The 19,717-nt window shown below is 73.2% G+C and carries 19 protein-coding genes; 10 read left to right on the top strand and 9 right to left on the bottom strand.

What is annotated here, in order from left to right; all coding sequences use genetic code 11:
• Positions 1 to 129: 129 nt before the first annotated feature.
• Genes G3I41_RS21380 through G3I41_RS21395 form a run of 4 tightly spaced genes read left to right on the top strand, consistent with a single transcriptional unit; the run spans position 130 to position 2,754 of the window.
• The gene (locus tag G3I41_RS21380; protein WP_164402014.1) at positions 130 to 567 is read left to right on the top strand and encodes a roadblock/LC7 domain-containing protein; all 438 of its coding nucleotides are present in this window, start codon (positions 130 to 132) and stop codon (positions 565 to 567) included.
• Positions 564 to 986: a DUF742 domain-containing protein gene (locus tag G3I41_RS21385; RefSeq protein ID WP_164402015.1), complete on the top strand. Its 423-nt coding sequence runs from the start codon at positions 564 to 566 to the stop codon at positions 984 to 986. The genes G3I41_RS21380 and G3I41_RS21385 overlap by 4 nt, the downstream gene beginning before the upstream one ends.
• Positions 987 to 992: 6 nt before the next feature.
• Positions 993 to 1,562 (top strand): ATP/GTP-binding protein, encoded by a 570-nt coding sequence (locus G3I41_RS21390; protein ID WP_164402016.1) that lies wholly within the window; start codon positions 993 to 995, stop codon positions 1,560 to 1,562.
• A 58-nt stretch (positions 1,563 to 1,620) separates the two neighbouring features.
• A complete protein-coding gene (locus G3I41_RS21395; RefSeq protein WP_164402017.1) occupies positions 1,621 to 2,754 on the top strand; it encodes an FAD-dependent monooxygenase in 1,134 nt (377 codons plus the stop codon).
• Between the two features lie 88 nt (positions 2,755 to 2,842).
• Here the strand turns inward: G3I41_RS21395 and G3I41_RS21400 are convergent, their stop codons facing one another.
• Together G3I41_RS21400 and G3I41_RS21405 are read right to left on the bottom strand one after the other, a co-directional pair.
• Entirely contained in the window at positions 2,843 to 3,244 is a 402-nt protein-coding gene (locus G3I41_RS21400; protein WP_164402018.1) for a RidA family protein, read from the bottom strand.
• Positions 3,241 to 4,368, bottom strand: a complete 1,128-nt coding sequence (locus G3I41_RS21405; protein WP_164402019.1) for an acyl-CoA dehydrogenase — start codon at positions 4,366 to 4,368, stop codon at positions 3,241 to 3,243. Before G3I41_RS21405 ends, G3I41_RS21400 begins: the two co-directional genes overlap by 4 nt.
• Positions 4,369 to 4,508: 140 nt before the next feature.
• Here G3I41_RS21405 and G3I41_RS21410 point away from each other — a divergent pair, with 140 nt between their 5' ends.
• From G3I41_RS21410 to G3I41_RS21420, 3 genes are read left to right on the top strand one after another with little or no spacing between them, the layout of a single operon-like run.
• Positions 4,509 to 6,161 (top strand): AMP-binding protein, encoded by a 1,653-nt coding sequence (locus tag G3I41_RS21410; protein WP_164402020.1) that lies wholly within the window; start codon positions 4,509 to 4,511, stop codon positions 6,159 to 6,161.
• 4 nt (positions 6,162 to 6,165) lie between these two features.
• Entirely contained in the window at positions 6,166 to 7,011 is an 846-nt protein-coding gene (locus tag G3I41_RS21415; RefSeq protein WP_164402021.1) for a PaaX family transcriptional regulator C-terminal domain-containing protein, read from the top strand.
• Positions 7,004 to 7,435, top strand: a complete 432-nt coding sequence (locus G3I41_RS21420; protein ID WP_164402022.1) for a hypothetical protein — start codon at positions 7,004 to 7,006, stop codon at positions 7,433 to 7,435. The genes G3I41_RS21415 and G3I41_RS21420 overlap by 8 nt, the downstream gene beginning before the upstream one ends.
• Here G3I41_RS21420 and G3I41_RS21425 read toward each other — a convergent pair.
• Both G3I41_RS21425 and G3I41_RS21430 read right to left on the bottom strand, forming a co-directional pair.
• Positions 7,422 to 9,707 carry a bifunctional salicylyl-CoA 5-hydroxylase/oxidoreductase gene (locus G3I41_RS21425; RefSeq protein WP_164402023.1) on the bottom strand — a complete coding sequence of 762 codons (2,286 nt, stop codon included), beginning with the start codon at positions 9,705 to 9,707 and terminating at the stop codon, positions 7,422 to 7,424. The two genes, G3I41_RS21420 and G3I41_RS21425, sit on opposite strands and share 14 nt — an antisense overlap.
• Positions 9,704 to 10,531, bottom strand: coding sequence for an enoyl-CoA hydratase family protein (locus G3I41_RS21430; protein WP_164402024.1), 828 nt, complete (start codon positions 10,529 to 10,531; stop codon positions 9,704 to 9,706). Before G3I41_RS21430 ends, G3I41_RS21425 begins: the two co-directional genes overlap by 4 nt.
• Positions 10,532 to 10,772: 241 nt before the next feature.
• Between G3I41_RS21430 and G3I41_RS21435 the strand changes: the two genes are divergently transcribed.
• Positions 10,773 to 11,198, top strand: a complete 426-nt coding sequence (locus G3I41_RS21435) for an ATP-binding protein (RefSeq protein WP_164402025.1) — start codon at positions 10,773 to 10,775, stop codon at positions 11,196 to 11,198.
• Here the strand turns inward: G3I41_RS21435 and G3I41_RS21440 are convergent.
• The 5 genes from G3I41_RS21440 to G3I41_RS21460 all read right to left on the bottom strand — a co-directional run bounded on the left by G3I41_RS21440 (position 11,195) and on the right by G3I41_RS21460 (position 19,264).
• A complete protein-coding gene (locus G3I41_RS21440) occupies positions 11,195 to 12,616 on the bottom strand; it encodes an amino acid permease (protein ID WP_164402026.1) in 1,422 nt (473 codons plus the stop codon). The genes G3I41_RS21435 and G3I41_RS21440 overlap by 4 nt on opposite strands.
• Before the next feature lie 179 nt (positions 12,617 to 12,795).
• A complete protein-coding gene (gene argF / locus G3I41_RS21445) occupies positions 12,796 to 13,797 on the bottom strand; it encodes an ornithine carbamoyltransferase (protein ID WP_164402027.1) in 1,002 nt (333 codons plus the stop codon).
• A gap of 110 nt (positions 13,798 to 13,907) precedes the next feature.
• Positions 13,908 to 15,140, bottom strand: a complete 1,233-nt coding sequence (locus G3I41_RS21450; RefSeq protein ID WP_164402028.1) for an arginine deiminase — start codon at positions 15,138 to 15,140, stop codon at positions 13,908 to 13,910.
• Positions 15,141 to 15,218: 78 nt separating this feature from the next.
• Positions 15,219 to 17,792: a polynucleotide kinase-phosphatase gene (locus G3I41_RS21455; protein ID WP_164402029.1), complete on the bottom strand. Its 2,574-nt coding sequence runs from the start codon at positions 17,790 to 17,792 to the stop codon at positions 15,219 to 15,221.
• Complete coding sequence (locus G3I41_RS21460) at positions 17,789 to 19,264, bottom strand: 3' terminal RNA ribose 2'-O-methyltransferase Hen1 (protein WP_164402030.1); 1,476 nt, start codon at positions 19,262 to 19,264, stop codon at positions 17,789 to 17,791. The genes G3I41_RS21455 and G3I41_RS21460 overlap by 4 nt, the downstream gene beginning before the upstream one ends.
• Before the next feature lie 89 nt (positions 19,265 to 19,353).
• On the opposite strand from G3I41_RS21460, the gene G3I41_RS21465 reads away from it, so the two are divergent.
• Both G3I41_RS21465 and G3I41_RS21470 read left to right on the top strand, forming a co-directional pair.
• Positions 19,354 to 19,458 (top strand): RCC1 domain-containing protein, encoded by a 105-nt coding sequence (locus tag G3I41_RS21465; protein ID WP_164402031.1) that lies wholly within the window; start codon positions 19,354 to 19,356, stop codon positions 19,456 to 19,458.
• Between the two features lie 33 nt (positions 19,459 to 19,491).
• The gene (locus tag G3I41_RS21470) at positions 19,492 to 19,611 is read left to right on the top strand and encodes a hypothetical protein (RefSeq protein WP_343242200.1); all 120 of its coding nucleotides are present in this window, start codon (positions 19,492 to 19,494) and stop codon (positions 19,609 to 19,611) included.
• Positions 19,612 to 19,717 lie beyond the last annotated feature (106 nt).

Raw genomic sequence — 19,717 nt, forward strand, 5'->3', positions numbered from 1 at the left:
GGACCCGCCGCCACGGACCGCCCCGCACCGCGCGGGTGCGGCCATCGGAGCATTCCAGCGCCGCTCCCGCGCCGCCCGCGCCACCGACGAGCCGCCGACGCAGCCCGACCTCACGAGAGAAGAACGGACATGACACGCACAACCGCCACTCGCCAGGACCTCGACTGGCTCCTCGACGGTCTGGTCGACTCGGTGGCCGAGACCATCAACGCCGTCCTGCTCTCGGACGACGGGCTGGTGGTGAGCCACTCGCGCACCATCCATCGGCCCGACGCCGAGCGGCTGGCCGCGATCTGCACCGGGCAGCAGAGCCTGGCCCGCGGTGTGGGCCAGCTCTTCAACGGCGGTGGCGTCCACCAGGTGATCGTGGAACTGGCGGACCTCTGGCTCTTCATCATCTCGGCGGGCCAGGGCACCCACCTGGCCGTCATCGCCTCGCAGGAGGTGGACGCCGAGATCATGTCGCTCGCCATGCACAACCTCGTACTCCAGGTCGGCCAGAAGCTCAGCACCCCGGCGCGGGACGACTTCGACGCCTTCGGCGCCGGGGACAGGCCGCGGGCGTGACCGGCCACTGGCCTTACGGGCAGGGGGACTTCGAGGACGACGGCGAGGACGCCGCGGGGACGATGGTGCGCCCGTACACCATCACCCGCGGCCGGACGGCTCCCGACCGGGACGACCTCACCCTCATCACCGTGCTCACGACCGCGCACGATCCGCGGGACGAGCACGGCGCGGCGGCCCGCCCGGGCAGGCTCCAGCCGGAGCACCGGTTGATCCTGGACCGCTGCCGGCGGCCCGCGGCGGTCGCCGAGGTCGCCTCGGACCTCGACCTGCCGATCTCGGTGACCAAGATCCTTCTGGCGGATCTGGTCGCCACCGGTCTGCTGATCGCCCGGGCCCCGCTCTCGGTGGCCCGGGCGTCCGGCGGCGCCGGCATGGGCGTACTGGCCGCTGTTCGCGACGGACTCCGGAGACTCTGACCCAAGATGACCACCAGTCAGGCGGCGCCCGCCGCCGTCAAGATCCTGATAGCCGGCGGTTTCGGCGTCGGCAAGACCACCCTCGTGGGGGCCGTCAGCGAGGTCGCCCCGCTGCGCACCGAGGAGCTTCTGACCACGGCCAGCATCGGCGTGGACGACCTGGCCGGCGTCGGCCAGAAGGACACGACCACCGTGGCCCTGGACTTCGGCCGGATCACGGTCAGCCAGGACCTCGTCGTCTACCTGTTCGGCACACCGGGCCAGGAGCGCTTCTGGTTCATGTGGAACGACCTGGTCAACGGGGCCCTCGGCGGGGTCGTGATCGCCGACACCCGACGCCTCGAGTCCAGCTTCGCCTCGATCGACTTCTTCGAGAGCCGGGACATCCCGTTCGTCGTCGCGATCAACTGCTTCCACGGGCACAACACCCGTACCGCGGACGAGATCAGGGCCGCCCTGGACCTGGACCCGCACGTGCCGCTGCTCGTCGGCGACGTACGCGAGCGGCCGTTCGGCCGGGACGTGCTGCTGGCCCTCGTGGACCACCTGATGAGCCTGCCCGTGGCGGCGGGCTGACCCCGGCCCGTCCCCCTCACCTTCCCTTACCTGCTTTCTCGCTCTGGAGAGATCCGACATGGCAACACCTCTGCGCGTCCTGATCCACGGCGGCGGCATCGGCGGGCTGACGCTCGCCACCGCCCTGGCCCGGCGGGGCCACACCGTCGAGGTGGCCGAGCTCCGCGACGAGCTCGACGCCCTCGGCGTCGGCATCATCCAGCCGTCGAACGCCCTGCACGTGATGCGGGAGATCGGGGTGCTGGAGGACTGCCTGGCAGCGGGCTTCGAGTGGGAGGTGCTGACCATCGCGGACCCGGCCGGGAACACCCTGGCCGAGATACCGCAGCCGCGCATGGGCGACGCCCCGTCCAACAACGGCATTCCCCGCCCCGCGCTGGCCCGGGTGCTGAACGCGGCGGCCACCTCGGCCGGCGCGAAGGTCCGGTTCGGCGCGACCATCACGGAGCTCACCGACCACGGGGACGGCGTCGACGTCACCCTGTCCGACGGCTCGGCCGGCCGCTGGGACCTCGTCGTCGGCTTCGACGGCATCGGCTCGCCGCTGCGCACCCGGCTGTACGGGGACCGATACACCCCCCAGTACACCGGCTTCGCCAACTGGCGTGTCACCGTGCCCCGCCAGGAGCAGGTGCGGGGTGTCGTGATGGGCACCGCCGGCCAGGCCGCCAAGGCGCTGCTCACCCCGATCACCGACGAGTTGATGTACCTGGGCTCGGTCTTCGCGGAGGCCGAGGACTTCCGGCCGGACCCTTCGACGGCGCACGAGCAGCTGAAGGAGCGGCTGACCATGTTCTCGGGGCCGGTCGCCGAGGCGCTGGCGGCGGTCAGCGGGCCGGAGGCGGTCGTCTACTCGCGGATCTCCCAGGTGACGGTCGAGGAGCCGTGGCACGTCGGCCGGGTGGTCCTGGCCGGTGACGCGGCGCACGCGAGCACTCCGCACATCGCGCAGGGGGCGGCGATGGCCGTGGAGGACGCGCTGGTGCTCGCCGAGTCGCTGGACGCCGAGGCGGACGTCGACGCGGCCCTGGACGCGTGGGAGGCGCGGCGCCGTCCGCGCGCCATGTGGGTGCAGGCGATCTCGCGTGCGGTGCTGAAGCAGGAGACGGGCGGGGAGACGACGCCGGAGGAGGACGAGCTGCTGAAGATCGGCATCCCCGGTGCGGCGCACGTGCTGGTGCAGCCGTACTGATCCGCCCCGTCCGATACTGATCCGCCCGATCCGTTTCGGTACGCCCCCGCCGCGCCCGGTCTCCGGGACCGGCGGGGGCGTACGCCGTTCAGGGCAGGACCGCCATGCCGTCGATCTCGACCCGTGCCTGTTCGTCCCAGAGCCGCGCGGCGCCGATGACCGCCATGGCCGGGTAGTCGCGGCCGGCCAGCCGGCGCCAGATCCGGCCCAGTTCCGGGGCGTGCGCCCGGTAGTCGGCGACGTCGGTGGCGTACACCGTGACCCGGGCCAGGTCCGCCGGGGAGCCGCCCGCCGCGCGCAGGGCGGTGAGGAGGTTGCCCAGCGCGATCGCGAACTGCTCGGGCAGGGTGTCGCCGACGACCTCGCCGTGCTGGTCCAGGGCGGTCTGCCCGGCCAGGAACACGAGCCGGCCGCCGGTCGCGGTGACCGCGTGCGAGAAGCCGGAGGCGGGTGAGAGTTCGTGCGGGTTGACGCGGTGGATCGGGCTCATGCGGTCGCCTCCCGGTTCGCGTAGAGCTCCTTGGCGATGATCGTGCGCTGGACGTCGCTGGCGCCCTCGTAGATGCGCGGGGCGCGGACCTCCCGGTAGAGGTGTTCGAGCAGGTGGCCCCGCTGCAGGGCACGGGCGCCGTGCAGCTGGACGGCGGTGTCCACGACGTACTGCGCGGTCTCCGTGGCGTACAGCTTCGCCATGGCGGCCCGGCGCGGCACCCCGGGCTCCCCGGCGTCGTGGGCGGCGGCGGCCGCGTGGACCAGCAGCCTGGCGGCCTCGGTGCGGGTGGCCATCTCGGCGACCTGGTGCGACACCGCCTGGAGTGCGGACAGGGGCGCGCCGAAGGCAGTCCGGGTCGCGGTGTGCTCCACGGTGGCGTCGAGCGCGGCGCGGGCCATCCCGAGGGCGAAGGCGCCGACGCTGGGGCGGAAGAGGTTCAGGGTGTCCATGGCGACCGCGAAGCCCCGGTCCGGCTCGCCGAGCAGGTCGTCGGGGGTGACACGGACCCCGTCGAAGACCAGGGCCCCGATCGGGTGCGGGGAGAGCATGTCCAGGGCGGTGCCGGTCAGCCCCGCGCGGTCGGCGGGGGCCAGGAACGCGGTGACGCCGCGGGACCGGGCGCCCGGGGTCGTGCGGGCGAAGACCGTGTAGAAGTCGGCCTCCGGCGCGTTGGAGATCCAGCACTTCTCGCCGGTCAGCCGCCAGCCGCCGGAGTCCGGGGCGGCGTCGAGCGCGAGGGCTCCCGCGTCGGAGCCCGCGCCCGGCTCGCTGAGCGCGAACGCGGCGACGTGGCGGCCCGCACGGACCCCGGGGAGCCATCGTTCGCGCTGGGCGGGGGTGCCCGAGCGGAGCACGGGGAAGCCGCCGAGGCCCTGGAGCGCGAGGGCGGTCTCGGCCTCGGTGCAGCCCCGGGCGAGCGATTCGCGCAGCAGGCAGAGGTCCAGGGCTCCCGAGCCGAACAGCCGGTCGAGGAGGCCCAGCTCGCCGAGGGCGGCGAGCAGCGGGCGGTTCACGTGCCCCGGCTCGCCCTCGGCGGCGAGCGGGGCGAGCCGGTCACGGGCCAGGGTGCGCAGCTCCTCGCACCAGGCGGTCTGTGCCGGATCGAGCGAGAATGCCGTCATACCGGCGCCTCTCTGGTCGGATCTGAGCAAAGATTTTCAAATCGATGGCACCTGAGCATCTTTATCGCGGACCGTTGACTACCGTCACCCAAACGATACGCTCCAGGAGCGACAAGGGGGCTACAAGGGGGCGATCCTTCATGGACCCGAACACCACGGACCCGAAGACCTCGGCGCACATCGACGGCTTCGCCAGGGAGCACCTGCCACCCGTGGAGCAATGGCCGGACCTGCTCTTCGACCTGCCCGAGCTGCACTACCCGGACCGGCTCAACTGCGCCACCGAGCTCCTGGACCGCACGGCCGACCGCCTCGGCCCCGACCGCCCCGCCTTCCGCACGCCGGACGGCGGGGTGCTGAGTTACGGGGAGCTGCGCGACCTGGTCGACCGGATCGCCCATGTCCTCACCTCGGACCTGGGAGTCGTCCCCGGCAACCGGGTCCTGCTGCGCGGTCCCACCACGCCCCACCTCGCCGCCTGCTGGCTGGCGGTCCTGAAGGCGGGCGCGGTCGCCGTCACCGTACTGGCGCGGCAGCGGGCGTCCGAGCTGGCCACCATCTGCTCGATCGCCCGGGTGAGCCACGCCCTGTGCGACGCGCGGTCGGTCGAGGACCTGGCGCAGGCGGAGGTGCCCGGGCTGCGGATCACGGCGTACGGGGGTGAGGCCCCGGACGACCTGCTGCGGCTGGCCGCCGCCCGGCCGGGCCCGTACCGGGCGGTGGACACCGCGTCGGACGACGTGGCGCTGATCGCGTTCACCTCGGGCACCACCGGCCGGCCCAAGGGCTGCATGCACCTGCACCGCGATGTGCTGGCCATCGCCGACACCTTCTCGCGGCACCTCCTGCGGCCCGGCCCCGACGACGTGTTCGCGGGCAGCCCGCCGCTCGGTTTCACCTTCGGCCTCGGGGGCCTGGTGGTGTTCCCGCTGCGGGCGGGCGCGTCGGCGCTGCTGCTCGAACAGGCGGGCCCGAAGCAGCTGCTGCCCGCCCTGGCGGAGCACCGGGTCTCGGTGCTGTTCACCGCGCCGACCGCGTACCGGGTGATGCTGGACCGGCTCGACGGGCACGACCTGTCGGCGCTGCGCCGCTGTGTGTCGGCGGGCGAGAACCTGCCGGAGGCGACCTGGCACGCCTGGCACGAGCGGACCGGGCTGCGCATCATCAACGGCATCGGCGCCACCGAGCTGCTCCACATCTTCGTCTCGGCCGCCGACGACGCGATCCGCCCCGGCACCACGGGCGTCCCCGTCCCCGGCTGGCAGGCCCGGGTGGTGGACGCCGACGGCGCGCCCGTGCCGGACGGGGAGCCCGGCCTGCTCGCCGTACGCGGCCCGGTCGGCTGCCGCTACCTCGCGGACGAACGGCAGCGCGACTACGTGCGGCACGGCTGGAACATCACCGGCGACACCTATGTGCGCGACCCGGACGGCTACTTCCGTTACGTGGCCCGCGCCGACGACATGATCATCTCCTCCGGGTACAACATCGCCGGCCCCGAGGTCGAGGGGGCCCTGCTGCGCCACCCCGACGTGGCGGAGGCGGCGGTGGTGGGGCGGGCGGACGAGCTGCGCGGCCGGATCGTGGCGGCCTACGTGGTGCCGCGGGAGGGCTCCGCGCCGACGGCGGACGAGCTGCGGGCGTTCATGCGGGCGGAGCTGGCCCCGCACAAGTGCCCTCGCAGCATCACGTTCCTGCCGGCTCTTCCCCGTACCGCCACGGGGAAACTGCAACGGTTCAGGCTCCGCGCGGACGACCCCGGTGCGACCGGGCCCGCGCCTGGCCGAGAATGATCACATGGTCGAACCGCACACCCCCCGTTCGCTGATCGTCACCCTGTACGGGGCGTACGGCCGCACCCCCGGCGACGGGCCGTTGCCGGTGGCCGGTCTGGTCCGGCTGCTCGGTGCCGTCGGCGTGGACGCCCCCGCCGTACGCTCGTCCGTCTCCCGGTTGAAACGGCGCGGGCTGCTCGTCGCCGCGCGCACGGCGGACGGGGCGGCCGGATACGCGCTGTCGGCGGACGCCCGCCAGCTCCTGGACGACGGCGACCGGCGCATCTACCGCCATCCGGACCCGCCGCTGGGGGACGGCTGGGTGCTGGCGGTGTTCTCGGTGCCCGAGGCGGAACGCCACAAGCGGCACCTGCTGCGCTCGCGCCTGGCCCGGCTCGGCTTCGGCACCGCGGCCCCCGGCGTCTGGATCGCCCCGGCGGGGCTGTACGACGAGACGCGGCACACCCTGGAGCGGCTGGAACTCGCCCCGTACGTCGACCTGTTCCGGGGCGACCACCTGGGCTTCAGCGCGACCCGGGAGGCCGTGGCCCGCTGGTGGGACCTGGACGCGGTGGCCCGGCTCCACCACGGCTTCCTGGACCGCCATGAACCGGTGCTCAGGGCCTGGGAGGCGCGCGGCGACGCGGCGGCGGACCCGGAGGCGGCCTACCGGGACTACCTGACGGCGCTGGACTCGTGGCGCCGGGTGCCCTACGCCGACCCCGGCCTGCCCCGCGAGCTGCTGCCCGACGGGTGGCCGGGCGCGAGATCGGCCGAGGTGTTCCGGGCCCTGCACGAGCGGCTGCGGGACGCGGGGGCGGAGTTCGCGGGCCGGCTGGTGGTCAGCGCGGAGCGGGACGGTGGCTGAGGTCCCCGAGCCGCGCTGGCTGGTCGCGGCGAACGTGGTGCGGTGGCGGCGGTACGGGGAGCTGGGCCGGGAATTCCGCTCCGGCACCAAGGCGTTCCGGCCGGGCGCGAAGGTCTACGTGGTGGACACCTACCCGGGGATGGGCAACGAGCAGCTGACGGCGGTCGGGCACGGCCGGCACACCGGGCACTGGATCACCATCGACACCGGGACCCGCCACCTGCACACGTTCCGGGCCCAGTTGGTGTACTCCCCCACCGTGCTCCGGCGCTGCGCGGACCGGGTCGTGTGGACGCGCGAGGAGGCGGTGGGGTGGGCCGAGCTGCTGGAGCGGACCGCGCGCCTGGGCCGGAACACCCACCACGCGGCCCCGCACCCGGACCCGTGCCTGTGCCACGAGTGCCTGCCGGTCACTCCAGACTGAGGCGCGGCTTGGGGGCGTCGGTGCGGCCGGTCGGCGGGGTGCGGCTGCCGGCGCGGTACGGGAGGGGCCAGGGGGCTCCCGGGCCGGTGTGGCCCTGCTCGGCCGCCGCGTGGAGCGTCCAGTGCGGGTCGTAGAGGTGGGGGCGGGCCAGGGCGCAGAGGTCGGCGCGGCCCGCGAGGAGCAGGGAGTTGACGTCGTCCCAGGAGGAGATCGCGCCGACCGCGATCACCGGCACGCACAGGGCGTTGCGGATGCGGTCGGCGTACGGGGTCTGGTAGGAGCGCCCGTACTCGGGCCGCTCGCCGGGGACGACCTGGCCGGTGGAGACGTCGATGGCGTCGGCGCCGTGCGCGACGAACGCGCGGGCGATCTCGACGGCGTCCTCGGCGGTGGTGCCGCCCTCCGCCCAGTCGGTGGCGGAGATCCGGACGGTCATCGGCCGGTCGTCGGGCCACAGCTCGCGGACCGCGTCGAAGACCTCCAGGGGGAAGCGGAGGCGGTGGGCGAGCGCTCCGCCGTAGGCGTCGGTGCGGAGGTTGGTGAGCGGCGAGAGGAAGCCGGAGAGCAGATAGCCGTGCGCGCAGTGCAGTTCGAGCAGGTCGAACCCGCAGGCGGCGGCGCGCCGGGCGGCGGCGGCGAACTGCTCCCGGACCTCGTCCAGACCGGCCCGGTCCAGGGCGTGCGGGACCTGGTTGACCCCGGGCGCGTACGGCAGCGGCGAGGCGGCGGTCAGCGGCCAGTTGCCGTCGTCCAGGGGCTGGTCGATGCCCTCCCACATGAGCTTGGTGGAGCCCTTGCGGCCCGAGTGGCCGAGCTGGACGCCGAGGGCGGTGCCCGGGGACGCGGTGTGCACGAAGTCGGTGATCCGGGTCCAGGCCGCCGCCTGTTCGTCGGTGTAGAGGCCGGTGCAGCCGGGGGTGATGCGGCCCTCGGGGCTGACGCAGACCATCTCCGTCATGACGAGCCCGGCGCCGCCGAGCGCCCGCGCGCCGAGGTGGACGAGGTGGAAGTCGCCGGGGACGCCGTCGGTGGCCGAGTACATGTCCATCGGCGAGACGACGACGCGGTTGCGCAGCTCCAGGCCGCGCAGCCGCAGCGGGGTGAACATCGGCGGGGTGCCCGGCGGGCAGCCGAACTCCTCCTCCACCCCGGCGGTGAACGCCGGATCGCGCAGCCGGAGGTTGTCGTGGGTGACGCGGCGGCTGCGGGTGAGGAGGTTGAACGCGAACTGCCGGGGCGGCTGGTCCACGTACGTACCCAGCTCCTCGAACCAGCGCAGGCTGGCCGCCGCCGCGCGCTGCGTCGACTCCACGACGGGCCGCCGCTCGCTCTCGTACGCGGCGAGCGCGGCGGAAAGCGAGGGCTGCTCCTCGACGCAGGCGGCGAGCGCGAGGGCGTCCTCCACGGCGAGCTTGGTGCCGGAGCCGATGGAGAAGTGCGCGGTGTGCGCGGCGTCCCCGATGAGGACGGTGTTCCCGTGCGACCAGCGCCCGTTCACGACGGTACGGAAGGTGAGCCAGGCGGAGTTGTTGGAGCGCAGCGGCCGGTGGCCGAGGGCGTGGGCGAAGATCTTGGCGCACTGGCGGACGGACTCGGCCGGGTCGGGCACGTCGAAGCCGGCCGCGCGCCAGACCTCCTCGCGCATCTCGACGATGACCGTGGAGGCGTCCGGCGCGAAGGGGTAGGCGTGGAGCTGCATCACGCCGTACGCGGTCTCGGCGATCTCGAAGCGGAAGGCGTCCAGGGCGAAGTCGGCGGCGAGCCAGATGTAACGGCAGCGGTGTCCGGTGATCCGGGGCCGGAAGCTGTCCGCGTGGGCGTCGCGGGTGGCGCTGCGCACGCCGTCGGCGGCGATGACCAGGTCGTGCGTGGCGGCGAGTTCGGCGGCGGGCGGGGCCTGGGTACGGAAGCGGAGGCCGACGCCGAGCCCGGCGCAGCGTTCGTGCAGGATCTCCAGGAGGCGGCGGCGGCCGAGGGCGGCGAAGCCGTGGCCGCCGGAGGTCTGGGTGTGGCCCCGGTGCACGATGTCGATGTCGTCCCAGCGGACGAACTCGCGCTGGAGGGCGCGGTGCACGGCCGGGTCGGCGTGTTCGATGCCGCCGAGGGTCTCGTCGGAGAGGACGACGCCGAAGCCGAAGGTGTCGTCGGGGGCGTTGCGCTCCCAGAGGGTGATCTCGCGGTCCGGGCCGAGGCGCTTGAGCAGTGCCGCCGCGTACAGCCCGCCGGGGCCGCCGCCGATGACCGCGATCCGGTGCGGGCCGGCGGCGGTCATCTGCCGCGCCAGGCGGGCGGCCGCTTCTCGCTGAAAGCGGCGTGGAATTCGGCGTAGTCCTCGCCGTGCATCAGGAGCGCCTGGGTCGCGGCGTCCATCTCGACGGCGGCGGCCAGCGGCATGTCCAGCTCGGCGGTGAGCAGCGCCTTGGTCTGGGCGAGGGCGAGCGCGGGCCCGTCCGCGAGGCGGCGGGCGAGCGCGGCGGCGGCCTTGTCGGCGTCGCCGTCGTCGGTGAGCTCGCTGATCAGGCCGATCCGCTCGGCCTCGGGGGCGCGGACCGGTTCGCCGAGCATCAGGAGCCGGGTGGCGTGGCCGAGGCCGACGACCCGGGGCAGCAGGTAGGCCGCGCCCATGTCGCCGCCGGAGAGCCCGACCCGGGTGAAGAGGAAGGCGAACCGGGCGGTGGGGTCGGCGACGCGGAAGTCGGCGGCGAGGGCGAGGACGGCGCCGGCCCCGGCGGCCACCCCGTGCACCGAGGCGACGACGGGGAAGGGGCACTCGCGGACCGCGCGGACGACCTGGCCGGTCATCCGGTTGAAGTCCAGGAGCTGGGCGGTGTCCATCGCGAGCGTCGCGCCGATGATCTCGTCCACGTCGCCGCCGGAGCAGAAGCCGCGCCCCTCGCCCGCCAGCACCAGGGCCCGCACGGAGCGCTCCCGGGCCAGCTCGGCCAGCAGGTCGCGGAGGTCGGCGTAGGCGCCGAAGGTCAGGGCGTTGAGCTTCTCGGGCCGGGCGAGGGTGACGGTGGCGACGCCGTCCTCGGTGGTGACCCGCAGGTGGCGCCAGTGCTGCGTACGCGGTGCGGAGCCGGTGAACGGGCTCATGGCGGGGTGTCCCCTTCAGCCGTCGCTGCTGCCTGGCCCCGAATTTATCACCGTTACGTGACTGCCGTCACGAGTGCGCGATACATCGGCGCGTGCCGGGAACAGTGACGAACGTCCCCGAGGTCCCGGACGGCAGGCTCTTGTCCACGTCGCGCCGCTTCGTAAGGTGGGATCGAAGAAGTCTTGAGCGCGGAAACCGTCTGAGCCCAGGACCCCAGCGCTCACCCGAACGGAAACCCTCGTGCCCCCCGACGGACCGCCGCCCCCCTCCTGGCGCATCTCCCTGCCGCACTCCGCGGCCGCCGTGCCGATCGCCCGCGCGCTGATCCGCTCGGTGCTGACGGACATCGACGCCCCCGCCGACAGCGACACCGCCGAACTGCTCACCGCCGAGCTGGTCGCCAACGCGGTGGAGCACACCCCGGGCGACGAGCCCCTGGAGCTGGTGGTCGAGCTGCTTCCGGCCGGCTGCCAGGTGGAGGTGCACGACGGTGATCCCGCCCCGCCCGGGGATCTCTCCCGCCCCGGGCCCGACGACGTACCGGACCCGTGGCAGGAGCACGGCCGGGGGCTGCTGCTGATCCGCACGCTCAGCTCGTCCTGCGGGCACCGTCCGACCGGGCGCGGCAAGGCGGTCTGGTTCCGCTTGCCGCCCGTACAGCTTTAGGAGTCCTGGGCCAGCCGGGAGCGGCGGTGCCCGTAGACCGCGTAGACGAGCGCGCCGACCGCGAGGAACACGGCGAACTGGACCCAGGTCGTCCAGCCGGTGCCGTACATCAGGTAGACGCAGAAGCCGATGCCGATGAGCGGGCTCAGCGGGTAGAGCGGGACCCGGAAGGAGCCCCGCACCTCGGGGTTGCGGCGGCGGAGCACGAGGACGGCGGCGTTGACGGCGACCATGGTGGCGAGCGTGCCGATGGTGGTCAGGTTCACCACCATGTCGAGCGAGGAGAAGGCCGCCGGTACCGCGAAGACGACGGCGACGATCCAGGTGTTGGCGACGGGGGTCGCGGTGCGGGGTGAGACCCGCTCGAACACCCTCGGGACCAGGCCGTCGCGGGACATCGACATCAGGATGCGGGTCTGCCCGTACATCACCGCGAGGACCACCGAGGCGATGGCGACGACCGCGCCGAAGGCGATCACGCCGCCGCCCACGGACGAGCCGGTGACCTGGTCGACGATCAGCGAGAGCGCGGCGGGCTTGTCGGAGACGGCCTCCGGTCCCAGCGCGCCGATCGCGGCGAGGGCGACCGCGCAGTAGAGCAGCGTGACCAGGCCGATGCAGATCATGATGGCGAGCGGGATGTTGCGCCGGGGGTTCTTGACCTCCTCGCCCGCCGTGGTGATCGCGTCGAAGCCGATGTACGAGAAGAACGCCAGCGAGGCGCCCGCCGTGACGCCGCCCGCGCCGTGGGCGGCGAACGGGGCGAGGTTGCCGCGCTCGAACGCGGTGAAGGCGATGACGCAGAACAGGGCCAGGACGACCAGTTTGAGGACGGCCATCGCGGCGGTGGCGGTCGCGCTCTCCCGTACGCCGCGCACCAGCAGCGTCGCGGCCATCATGACCACGAGCACGGCGGGCAGGTTGATCACGCCGCCGTCCGCCGGACCGGCGGAGAGCGCGGCGGGCAGCTGGTGGCCGAAGAGGCTGTCGAGGAGTTCGTTGACGTACTGGCTCCAGCCGACCGCGACGGCGGAGACCGAGACGCCGTACTCCAGGAGCAGGCACCAGCCGACGAGGAAGGCGAGGCGTTCGCCGAGGGTGGCGTAGGCGAAGGAGTACGAGCTGCCGGAGACGGGAATGGCGCTGCCCAGCTCGGCGAACGAGAACGCCGTGAAGACGCAGGTGACGGCCGCGAGGACGAAGGAGACCACGACGGCGGGCCCGGCCTCTGCCACGCTGTCGGACAGGCCCACGAAGATGCCGGTTCCGACGACCGCGCCGACCCCGAAGCACACCAGCTGGAACAGGCCCATGGTGCGCTTGAGGCCGTGCCCCTCCAGGTCGGCGCCCGATTCGGCGATCAGCCGGTGCGGGTCCTTGACGCGGTGCGGGGGGCCGGGAAGGCGCAGAGGGCTCACGGCGGTGTCTCATTTCCGGTGGTACGCGTGGGGGAGGCGCGCTCGGGCGGTGGGGGCCGTCGCGCGCACGAAAAGGGGGTTCGAGCGTGCGAGCTCGAACCCCACCAATCGGCACCATCATAGACACCTGTCCGCATATTCACCCAATCGGATGCATGAACATGCGGGATCGCCGGCCGTCAACCGGCCATCGTCGCCACGAGCACGGCCTTGATCGTGTGCATGCGGTTCTCCGCCTCGTCGAAGACGACGGAGTGCTCGGACTCGAAGACCTCGTCGGTGACCTCCAGCTCACTCAGCCCGTGCCGCTCGTGGATCTCGCGCGCCACCCCGGTGCCGAGGTCGTGGTAAGCGGGCAGGCAGTGCATGAACTTCACCCCGGCGTTCCCGGTCGCCCGCAGGACGTCCATGGTGACCGCGTACGGCGCGAGGGCGGCGATGCGGGCGTCCCAGACCTCCTTGGGCTCGCCCATGGAGACCCAGACGTCGGTGGCGACGAAGTCCGCGCCGCGCACCCCCTCGGCCACGTCCTCGGTGAGGGTGACCCGGGCCCCGGACTTCTCGGCGAGCGCGCGGGCCTCGGCGACGACCGTCTCGGCCGGCCAGTACGCCTTGGGCGCGACGATGCGCACGTCCATGCCGAGCAGGGCGCCGGTGACGAGGTAGGAGTTGCCCATGTTGAAGCGGGCGTCGCCGAGGTAGGCGAAGGCGATCTCCTCCAGCGGCTTCTCGCTGTGCTCGGTCATCGTCAGCACGTCGGCGAGCATCTGGGTCGGGTGCCAGTCGTCGGTCAGCCCGTTGAAGACCGGCACCCCGGCGTACGCGGCCAGTTCCTCGACGGCCGCCTGGCTGTCGCCCCGGTACTCGATCCCGTCGAACATCCGGCCGAGGACGCGGGCGGTGTCCTTGACCGACTCCTTGTGCCCCATCTGGGAGCCGGAGGGGTCGAGGTACGTGGTCGAGGCGCCCTGGTCGGCGGCGGCGACCTCGAATGCGCACCGGGTGCGGGTCGACGTCTTCTCGAAGATCAGCGCGATGTTCCGGCCGCGCAGCGACTGCGTCTCCGTGCCCGACTTCTTGGCGGCCTTGAGCTCGGCGGCCAGCTCGATCAGGCCGCGGAACTCCGCGGCCGTGAAGTCCAGCTCCTTGAGGAAGTGGCGGCCTGCGAGGTCTATGGCCATGGTGACTGCTCCTGGGTGGGACGGGGGAACGCATACCGTAACGCTGGAACTCTATACGACGCAATGCATCGCTATACAGTCCCGTCTCGCGGTTCGGATCCCGCCGCCCGTCAGACCGCGTCCCGCACGACCGGGCAGCTCATGCAGCGCGGACCACCCCGGCCCCGGCCCAGCTCGCTGCCCCGGATCTCGATGACCTCGATGCCCTGCCGGCGCAGATGTGTGTTGGTGGTGGCGTTGCGCTCGTACGCGACGACGACCCCGGGCTCGACGGCCAGCACGTTGCAGCCGTCGTCCCACTGCTCCCGCTCGGCCGCGTGCACGTCCTGCGTCGCGGTGAGCACCCGGATCGAGCCGAGACCGAGCGCCCGGGCGATGGCGGTGTGCATCTGCTCGGGCGGGTGGTCGGTGACCTTGAGGTCGCGCGGCCCGTCGCCGGGCTCGATCGTGTACGAGCGGAGCATGCCGAGGCCCGCGTACTTGGTGAAGGTGTCCCCGTCGACCATGGTCATCACGGTGTCCAGGTGCATGAAGGCCCGGCTCTTGGGCATGTCCAGCGCCACGATGGTCCGGGCCGAGCCGGCGTCGAAGAGCCCCCGGGCCAGCATCTCCACGGCCTGCGGGGTGGTGCGCTCGCTCATCCCGATGAGCACGGCGCCGTTGCCGATGACGAGGACGTCGCCTCCCTCGATGGTGGAGGGGTAGTCGTCCTGCCCCTCGGACCAGTGGTGGAAGGCGCCCGCCTCCGGCCCGGTGAACAGCGGGTGGTGACGGTAGATCGCCTCGAAGTGGACCGTCTCGCGCTGCCGGGCGGGCCAGCGCATGGCGTTGATCGAGACGCCGTCGTAGATCCACGCCGAGGTGTCACGGGTGAAGAGGTGGTTGGGGAGCGGCCCGAGCAGGAAGTCGTCCAGGTCCATGACGTGGAAGCGCACGGAGACCGGTTCCTCGTGGCGTTCCAGGAACTCCCGCTTGGTCATCCCGCCGACCAGCGCCTCGCACAGCTCGGCCGCGGTCAACTCCTCGAAGGCGGCCCGCAGGTGCTCGGTGGCGAGCGGGCCGTACTCCTTCTCGGCGAAGACCCGGTCCAGCACGAGGCGCCGGGCGACCGGGATCTCCAGCGCCTCGCGCAGCAGGTCGCCGAAGAGGTGCACCTCGACGCCCCGGTCGCGCAGCACGTCCGCGAAACCGTCGTGCTCCTGCCGGGCCCGGCGCACCCAGAGCACGTCGTCGAAGAGCAGCGCGTCCTTGTTGCTCGGTGTGAGCCGTTTCAGTTCCAGATCGGGGCGGTGCAGGATGACGCGGCGCAGCCGCCCGGCCTCGGAGTCGACATGGAATCCCATGCCCACATCCTCACCGCGCGGCGCACCGTTCACCCGGAGAATCGCCAGCCTGTTCCGCCGGTCCGGCCCGAGGCGTCGTCAGAGCCGTGGGTCCACCGGCTCCGACTCCAGCGCCAGGACGGCGAACACCGCTTCGTGGACCCGCCACAGCGGCTCCCCGTCCGCGAGCCGGTCCAGGGCCTCCAGGCCGAGGGCGTATTCGCGCAGGGCCAGCGAGCGTTTGTGGCCGAGGAAGCGGCCGCGCAGCCGGTCCAGGTTGTCCGGGCGGGTGTACTCGGGGCCGTAGATGATCCGCAGGTACTCCCGCCCGCGCACCTTGATCCCGGGCTGCACCAGCCGCCCCTTGCCGTCCCGGACGAGCGCGCCGAGCGGCTTGACGACCATGCCCTCGCCGCCCCGGCCGGTCATCTCCAGCCACCAGTCGGTGCCCGCGCGGACGGACGCCTCGTCGGCGGTGTCCACGACGAGCCGCCGGGTGACCTGGAGCAGGCCGCTGGGGTCGTGCTCCACCAGCCGGTCCAGCCAGGCCAGCTGTTCGTCGTGCGGTACGGAGGCGAGGGAGCGGCCCCGCACGGCGAGGATCTGGAACGGCGCGAGGCGCACGCCGTCCAGCCCCTCGGTGCTCCAGCAGTAGCGCCGGTACGCCTCCGTGAACGCGGCCGCGTCCTCGGCCCGGTCCCGCTGCCGGTCCGCGAGCGCGCCCACGTCGACACCGCGCGCGGCTGCCGCGGCCAGGGCCCCGGTGGCGGCGGGGAACACCGCGCCGGAGGCGGCGCCCACGGCCGCGTACTGCGAGCGGAGCAGGCCGCGCGCCTTCAGGGACCAGGGCATCAGCTCGGCGTCGAGGAGTACCCAGTCGGTGCCCCACTCCTCCCAGAGCCCGGCCGCGGTCACGGCCACGCGCAGCCGCCCGAGCACCGTCTCGGTGAGCGCGGGGTCGTCCAGGAACGGGCGGCCGGTGCGGGTGTACAGCGCGCCGGTGGGCCCGCCGCCGCCGGTGTCCGCGGTCCCGAAGCGCTCCCGGGCCGCGACGGCGTCCTTGCAGACCAGGGCCACGGCGCGGGAGCCCATGTGCTTCTCCTCGCACACGACCTGCGCCACGCCGGCCGCCCGGTACTCGCCGAACGCCTCGGCCGGGTGCTCCAGATAGCCGTCCTCGCGCGAGGTGGCGGTGGGCGCCATGGTCGGCGGCAGGTAGGGCAGCAGCCGGGGGTCGACCGCGAACCGGCTCATGACCTCCAGGGCCGCGGCCGCGTTCTCCTCACGGACGGCGAGGCGGCCCATGTGCCGGGTCTCCACGATCCGGCGGCCCCGCACGTCGTCCAGGTCCAGCGGCCTGCCTTCGCGGCCCCCGGGCGCGTCCGTCTCCAGCGGCTTCACCGGCTCGTACCAGACCCGCTCCGCCGGTACGTCGACGAGCTCGCGCTCCGGCCAGCGCAGCGCGGTCATCCTCCCGCCGAAGACGGCACCGGTGTCCAGGCAGATGGTGTTGTTGATCCAGGAGGTGCGGGGCACGGGCGTGTGGCCGTAGACCACGGCGGCGCTGCCCCGGTAGTCCTCCGCCCACGGGTAACGCACGGGCAGCCCGAACTCGTCGGTCTCGCCGGTGGTCTCCCCGTACAGCGCGTGCGAGCGGACCCGCCCCGAGGTGCGTCCGTGGTACTTCTCGGGCAGTCCGGCGTGGCAGACGACGAGCCGGCCGCCGTCCAGCACGTAGTGGCTGACGAGCCCGTCGATGAACGCGCCGACCCGCTCGCGGAACTCCGGGTCCTTCGCGTCCTCCCGTTCCAGCTGCTCGACGGTCTCGGCGAGGCCGTGGGTCAGCTGGACCTTGCGGCCCTTGAGGTAGCGGCCGAGCTTGTTCTCGTGGTTGCCGGGGACGCACAGCGCGTTCCCGTCGGCCACCATCGACATCACGCGGCGCAGGACGCCGGGGCTGTCGGGGCCGCGGTCGACGAGGTCGCCGACGAAGACCGCGGTGCGGCCCTCGGGGTGGGCGCCGTCCACGTACCCCAGCTTGCCGAGGAGGCTGTCCAGCTCGGAGCGGCAGCCGTGGATGTCCCCGATGACGTCGAACGGTCCGGTGAGGTGGCGCAGGTCGTTGTAGCGGCGCTCCAGGACCACTTCGGCCTGCTCGACCTCGTCCTCGGAGCGCAGGACGTGCACCTTGCGGAAGCCCTCGCGCTCCAGGCCGCGCAAGGAGCGGCGCAGCTCGCGGCGGTGGCGCTGGATGACGTGGCGGGGCATGTCGGCGCGGTCCGGGCGGGCCGCGTTGCGGGCGAGGCAGACCTCTTCGGGCAGGTCGAGCACGATGGCGATGGGCAGCACGTCGTACTCCCGGGCCACGCGCACGAGCTGGCGCCGGGCCTCCGGCTGCACATTCGTGGCGTCCACGACGGTCAGCCGGCCGGCGGCGAGGCGCTTGCCCGCGATGTAGTGCAGGACGTCGAAGGCGTCCTTGCTGGCGCTCTGGTCGTTCTCGTCGTCGGCGACGAGGCCCCGGCAGAAGTCGGAGGAGATGACCTCGGTCGGCCTGAAGTGCCGCCGTGCGAAGGTGGACTTGCCGGACCCGCTGGCGCCGACGAGCACGACGAGGGAGAGATCGGTGACGGGGAGGGTGCGCGGGGCGCGCCCGCTGTCGTGGGTGGTCATGCGGCTTTCGCCTCCTTCTCGGTCTCGTCGGTGGTGGCGGTGCTGAACACGGCCATCTGCGTGGGCGGGCCGACCTCGGGGTCGTCCGGGCCGATGGGCACGTACTCCACGCCGTACCCGTGCCGTCCGGCCACCGCCTCGGCCCAGGCCCGGAATTCGGCCCGGGTCCACTCGAAGCGGTGGTCGCCGTGGCGGGCGTGCCCGGCCGGAAGGGTCTCCCAGCGGACGTTGTACTCGACGTTCGGCGTGGTCACGAGCACCGTGCGGGGGCGCGCGGAGCCGAACACGGTGAACTCCAGGGCGGGCAGCCGCTCCGGGTCCAGGTGCTCGATGACCTCGCTGAGCACCGCGGCGTCGTACCCCTTGAGCCGCTTGTCCGTATAGGTGAGCGAGCCCTGGCGCAGCGTCACGCGGGCGGCCTGCCGCTCCCCCATCCGGTCCAGCTTCAGCCGGCGCGAGGCGCTCGTCAGGGCGCGCATGGACACGTCGAGGCCGACGATCTCCGTGAAGCGCGGGTCCTTCAGCAGTGCCTGCACCAACTGCCCCTGTCCGCAGCCCAGGTCGAGGACCCGGCGCGCTCCGGCGGCGGTGAGCGCTGCCAGGATCGCGTCCCGGCGGTGCACGGCCAGCGGCACCGGCCGCTCCTCGGTGTCGGAGCCCTCGTCCACGGCGTTGTCCACGCTCTCGACGTCGAGGTCGTCCGCCTCCGCGAGCCGCACCAGTTCCAGCCGCTCCATGGCCTGCCGGGTCAGTCCCCAGCGCCGCGCCAGATACCGGCTGGTGATGAGCTTGTGCTCGGGGTGCTCGGCCAGCCACCCCTCGCCCGCCCGCAACAGCTTGTCGACCTCGTCCGGCGCCACCCAGTAGTGCTTGGCGTCGTCCAGCACCGGCAGCAGCACGTACAGCTGGCGCAGTGCGTCGGCGAGCCTCAGTTCGCCTTCGAGCACCAGCCGTACGTACCGCGAGTCGCCCCAGTCCGGGAACGTCTCGTCCAGCGGTACGGCCTCCGCCTCCACCCGCGTCCATCCGAGCGGACCGAAGAGCTTGCGCACCAGCTCGGCACCACCACGGGCCGGCAGGGCGGGCACTTCGATCCGCAGCTCCATGGGGGCCGCCGCCCGCTCGGGCATCGCCTTGCAGGCACCGCTCAGCGCGGACTTGAAGACGGTGCTCATCGCGACGGACAGCAGCGAGGATGCCGCGTAGGGGCGGTCGTTGACGTACTGCGCGAGCGCCGAGTCGGGCGCCCCGCCCCGGCCCTTGCCCTTCCCCTTGCGCACCAGGGCGATGGGATCGACCTCCAGCAGCAGGGCCGCCGTGCACCGCTCCGCGGACGCCTCGGGGTAGAAGACGTGCGCGGTGCCGTGGGAGGTGGAGAACGCCTGCGCCCGCTCGGGGTGCTTGTGCAGCAGAAACCCGAGGTCGGTGGCGGGGCGTTCCGGGGAGCCGGTAGTACTGATCGTCAGGAACACACGTGTGAGTATGGTCCGCCCGTCCCTCCCCCATCCAGGCAATTTCCCGTGCCGCGCCCAAGCGCTCGCGCCCCGTCCCAGGAGGCGACATGCTCGTGCACGCGTCGGTGCCGGCCGCCGGGAGACGCCATGCGGTCGGACTGCGCCGCGACGGCACCCTTCTCGCCGCGGGCAGCGACCTCGCCGCCGCCTAGTGCCGTGTCGAGCGGTGGGCCGGCGTGGTCCCGGTGGCGGCGGGCTCGGCCCACACTCTCGGCCTGTGCGCCGACGGCACGGTCGCCAGCGCGGGGAACCACACGGACGGACGGTGCGAGGTCACCGCCTGGTCCAGCATCCACCTGCCATGAGCCCGGTCACCGCGCACCGCGGCGGGCCCCCGGCACCCCGACGCGAACGGGCGCCCCGCGAGGGCCGTGGCGTCAGCCCGGGCCCTCGCCCCGCGCGGCATCCCCG

The organism is Streptomyces sp. SID9727, assembly GCF_010550605.1.
In the GTDB taxonomy this organism is placed as follows: domain Bacteria; phylum Actinomycetota; class Actinomycetes; order Streptomycetales; family Streptomycetaceae; genus Streptomyces.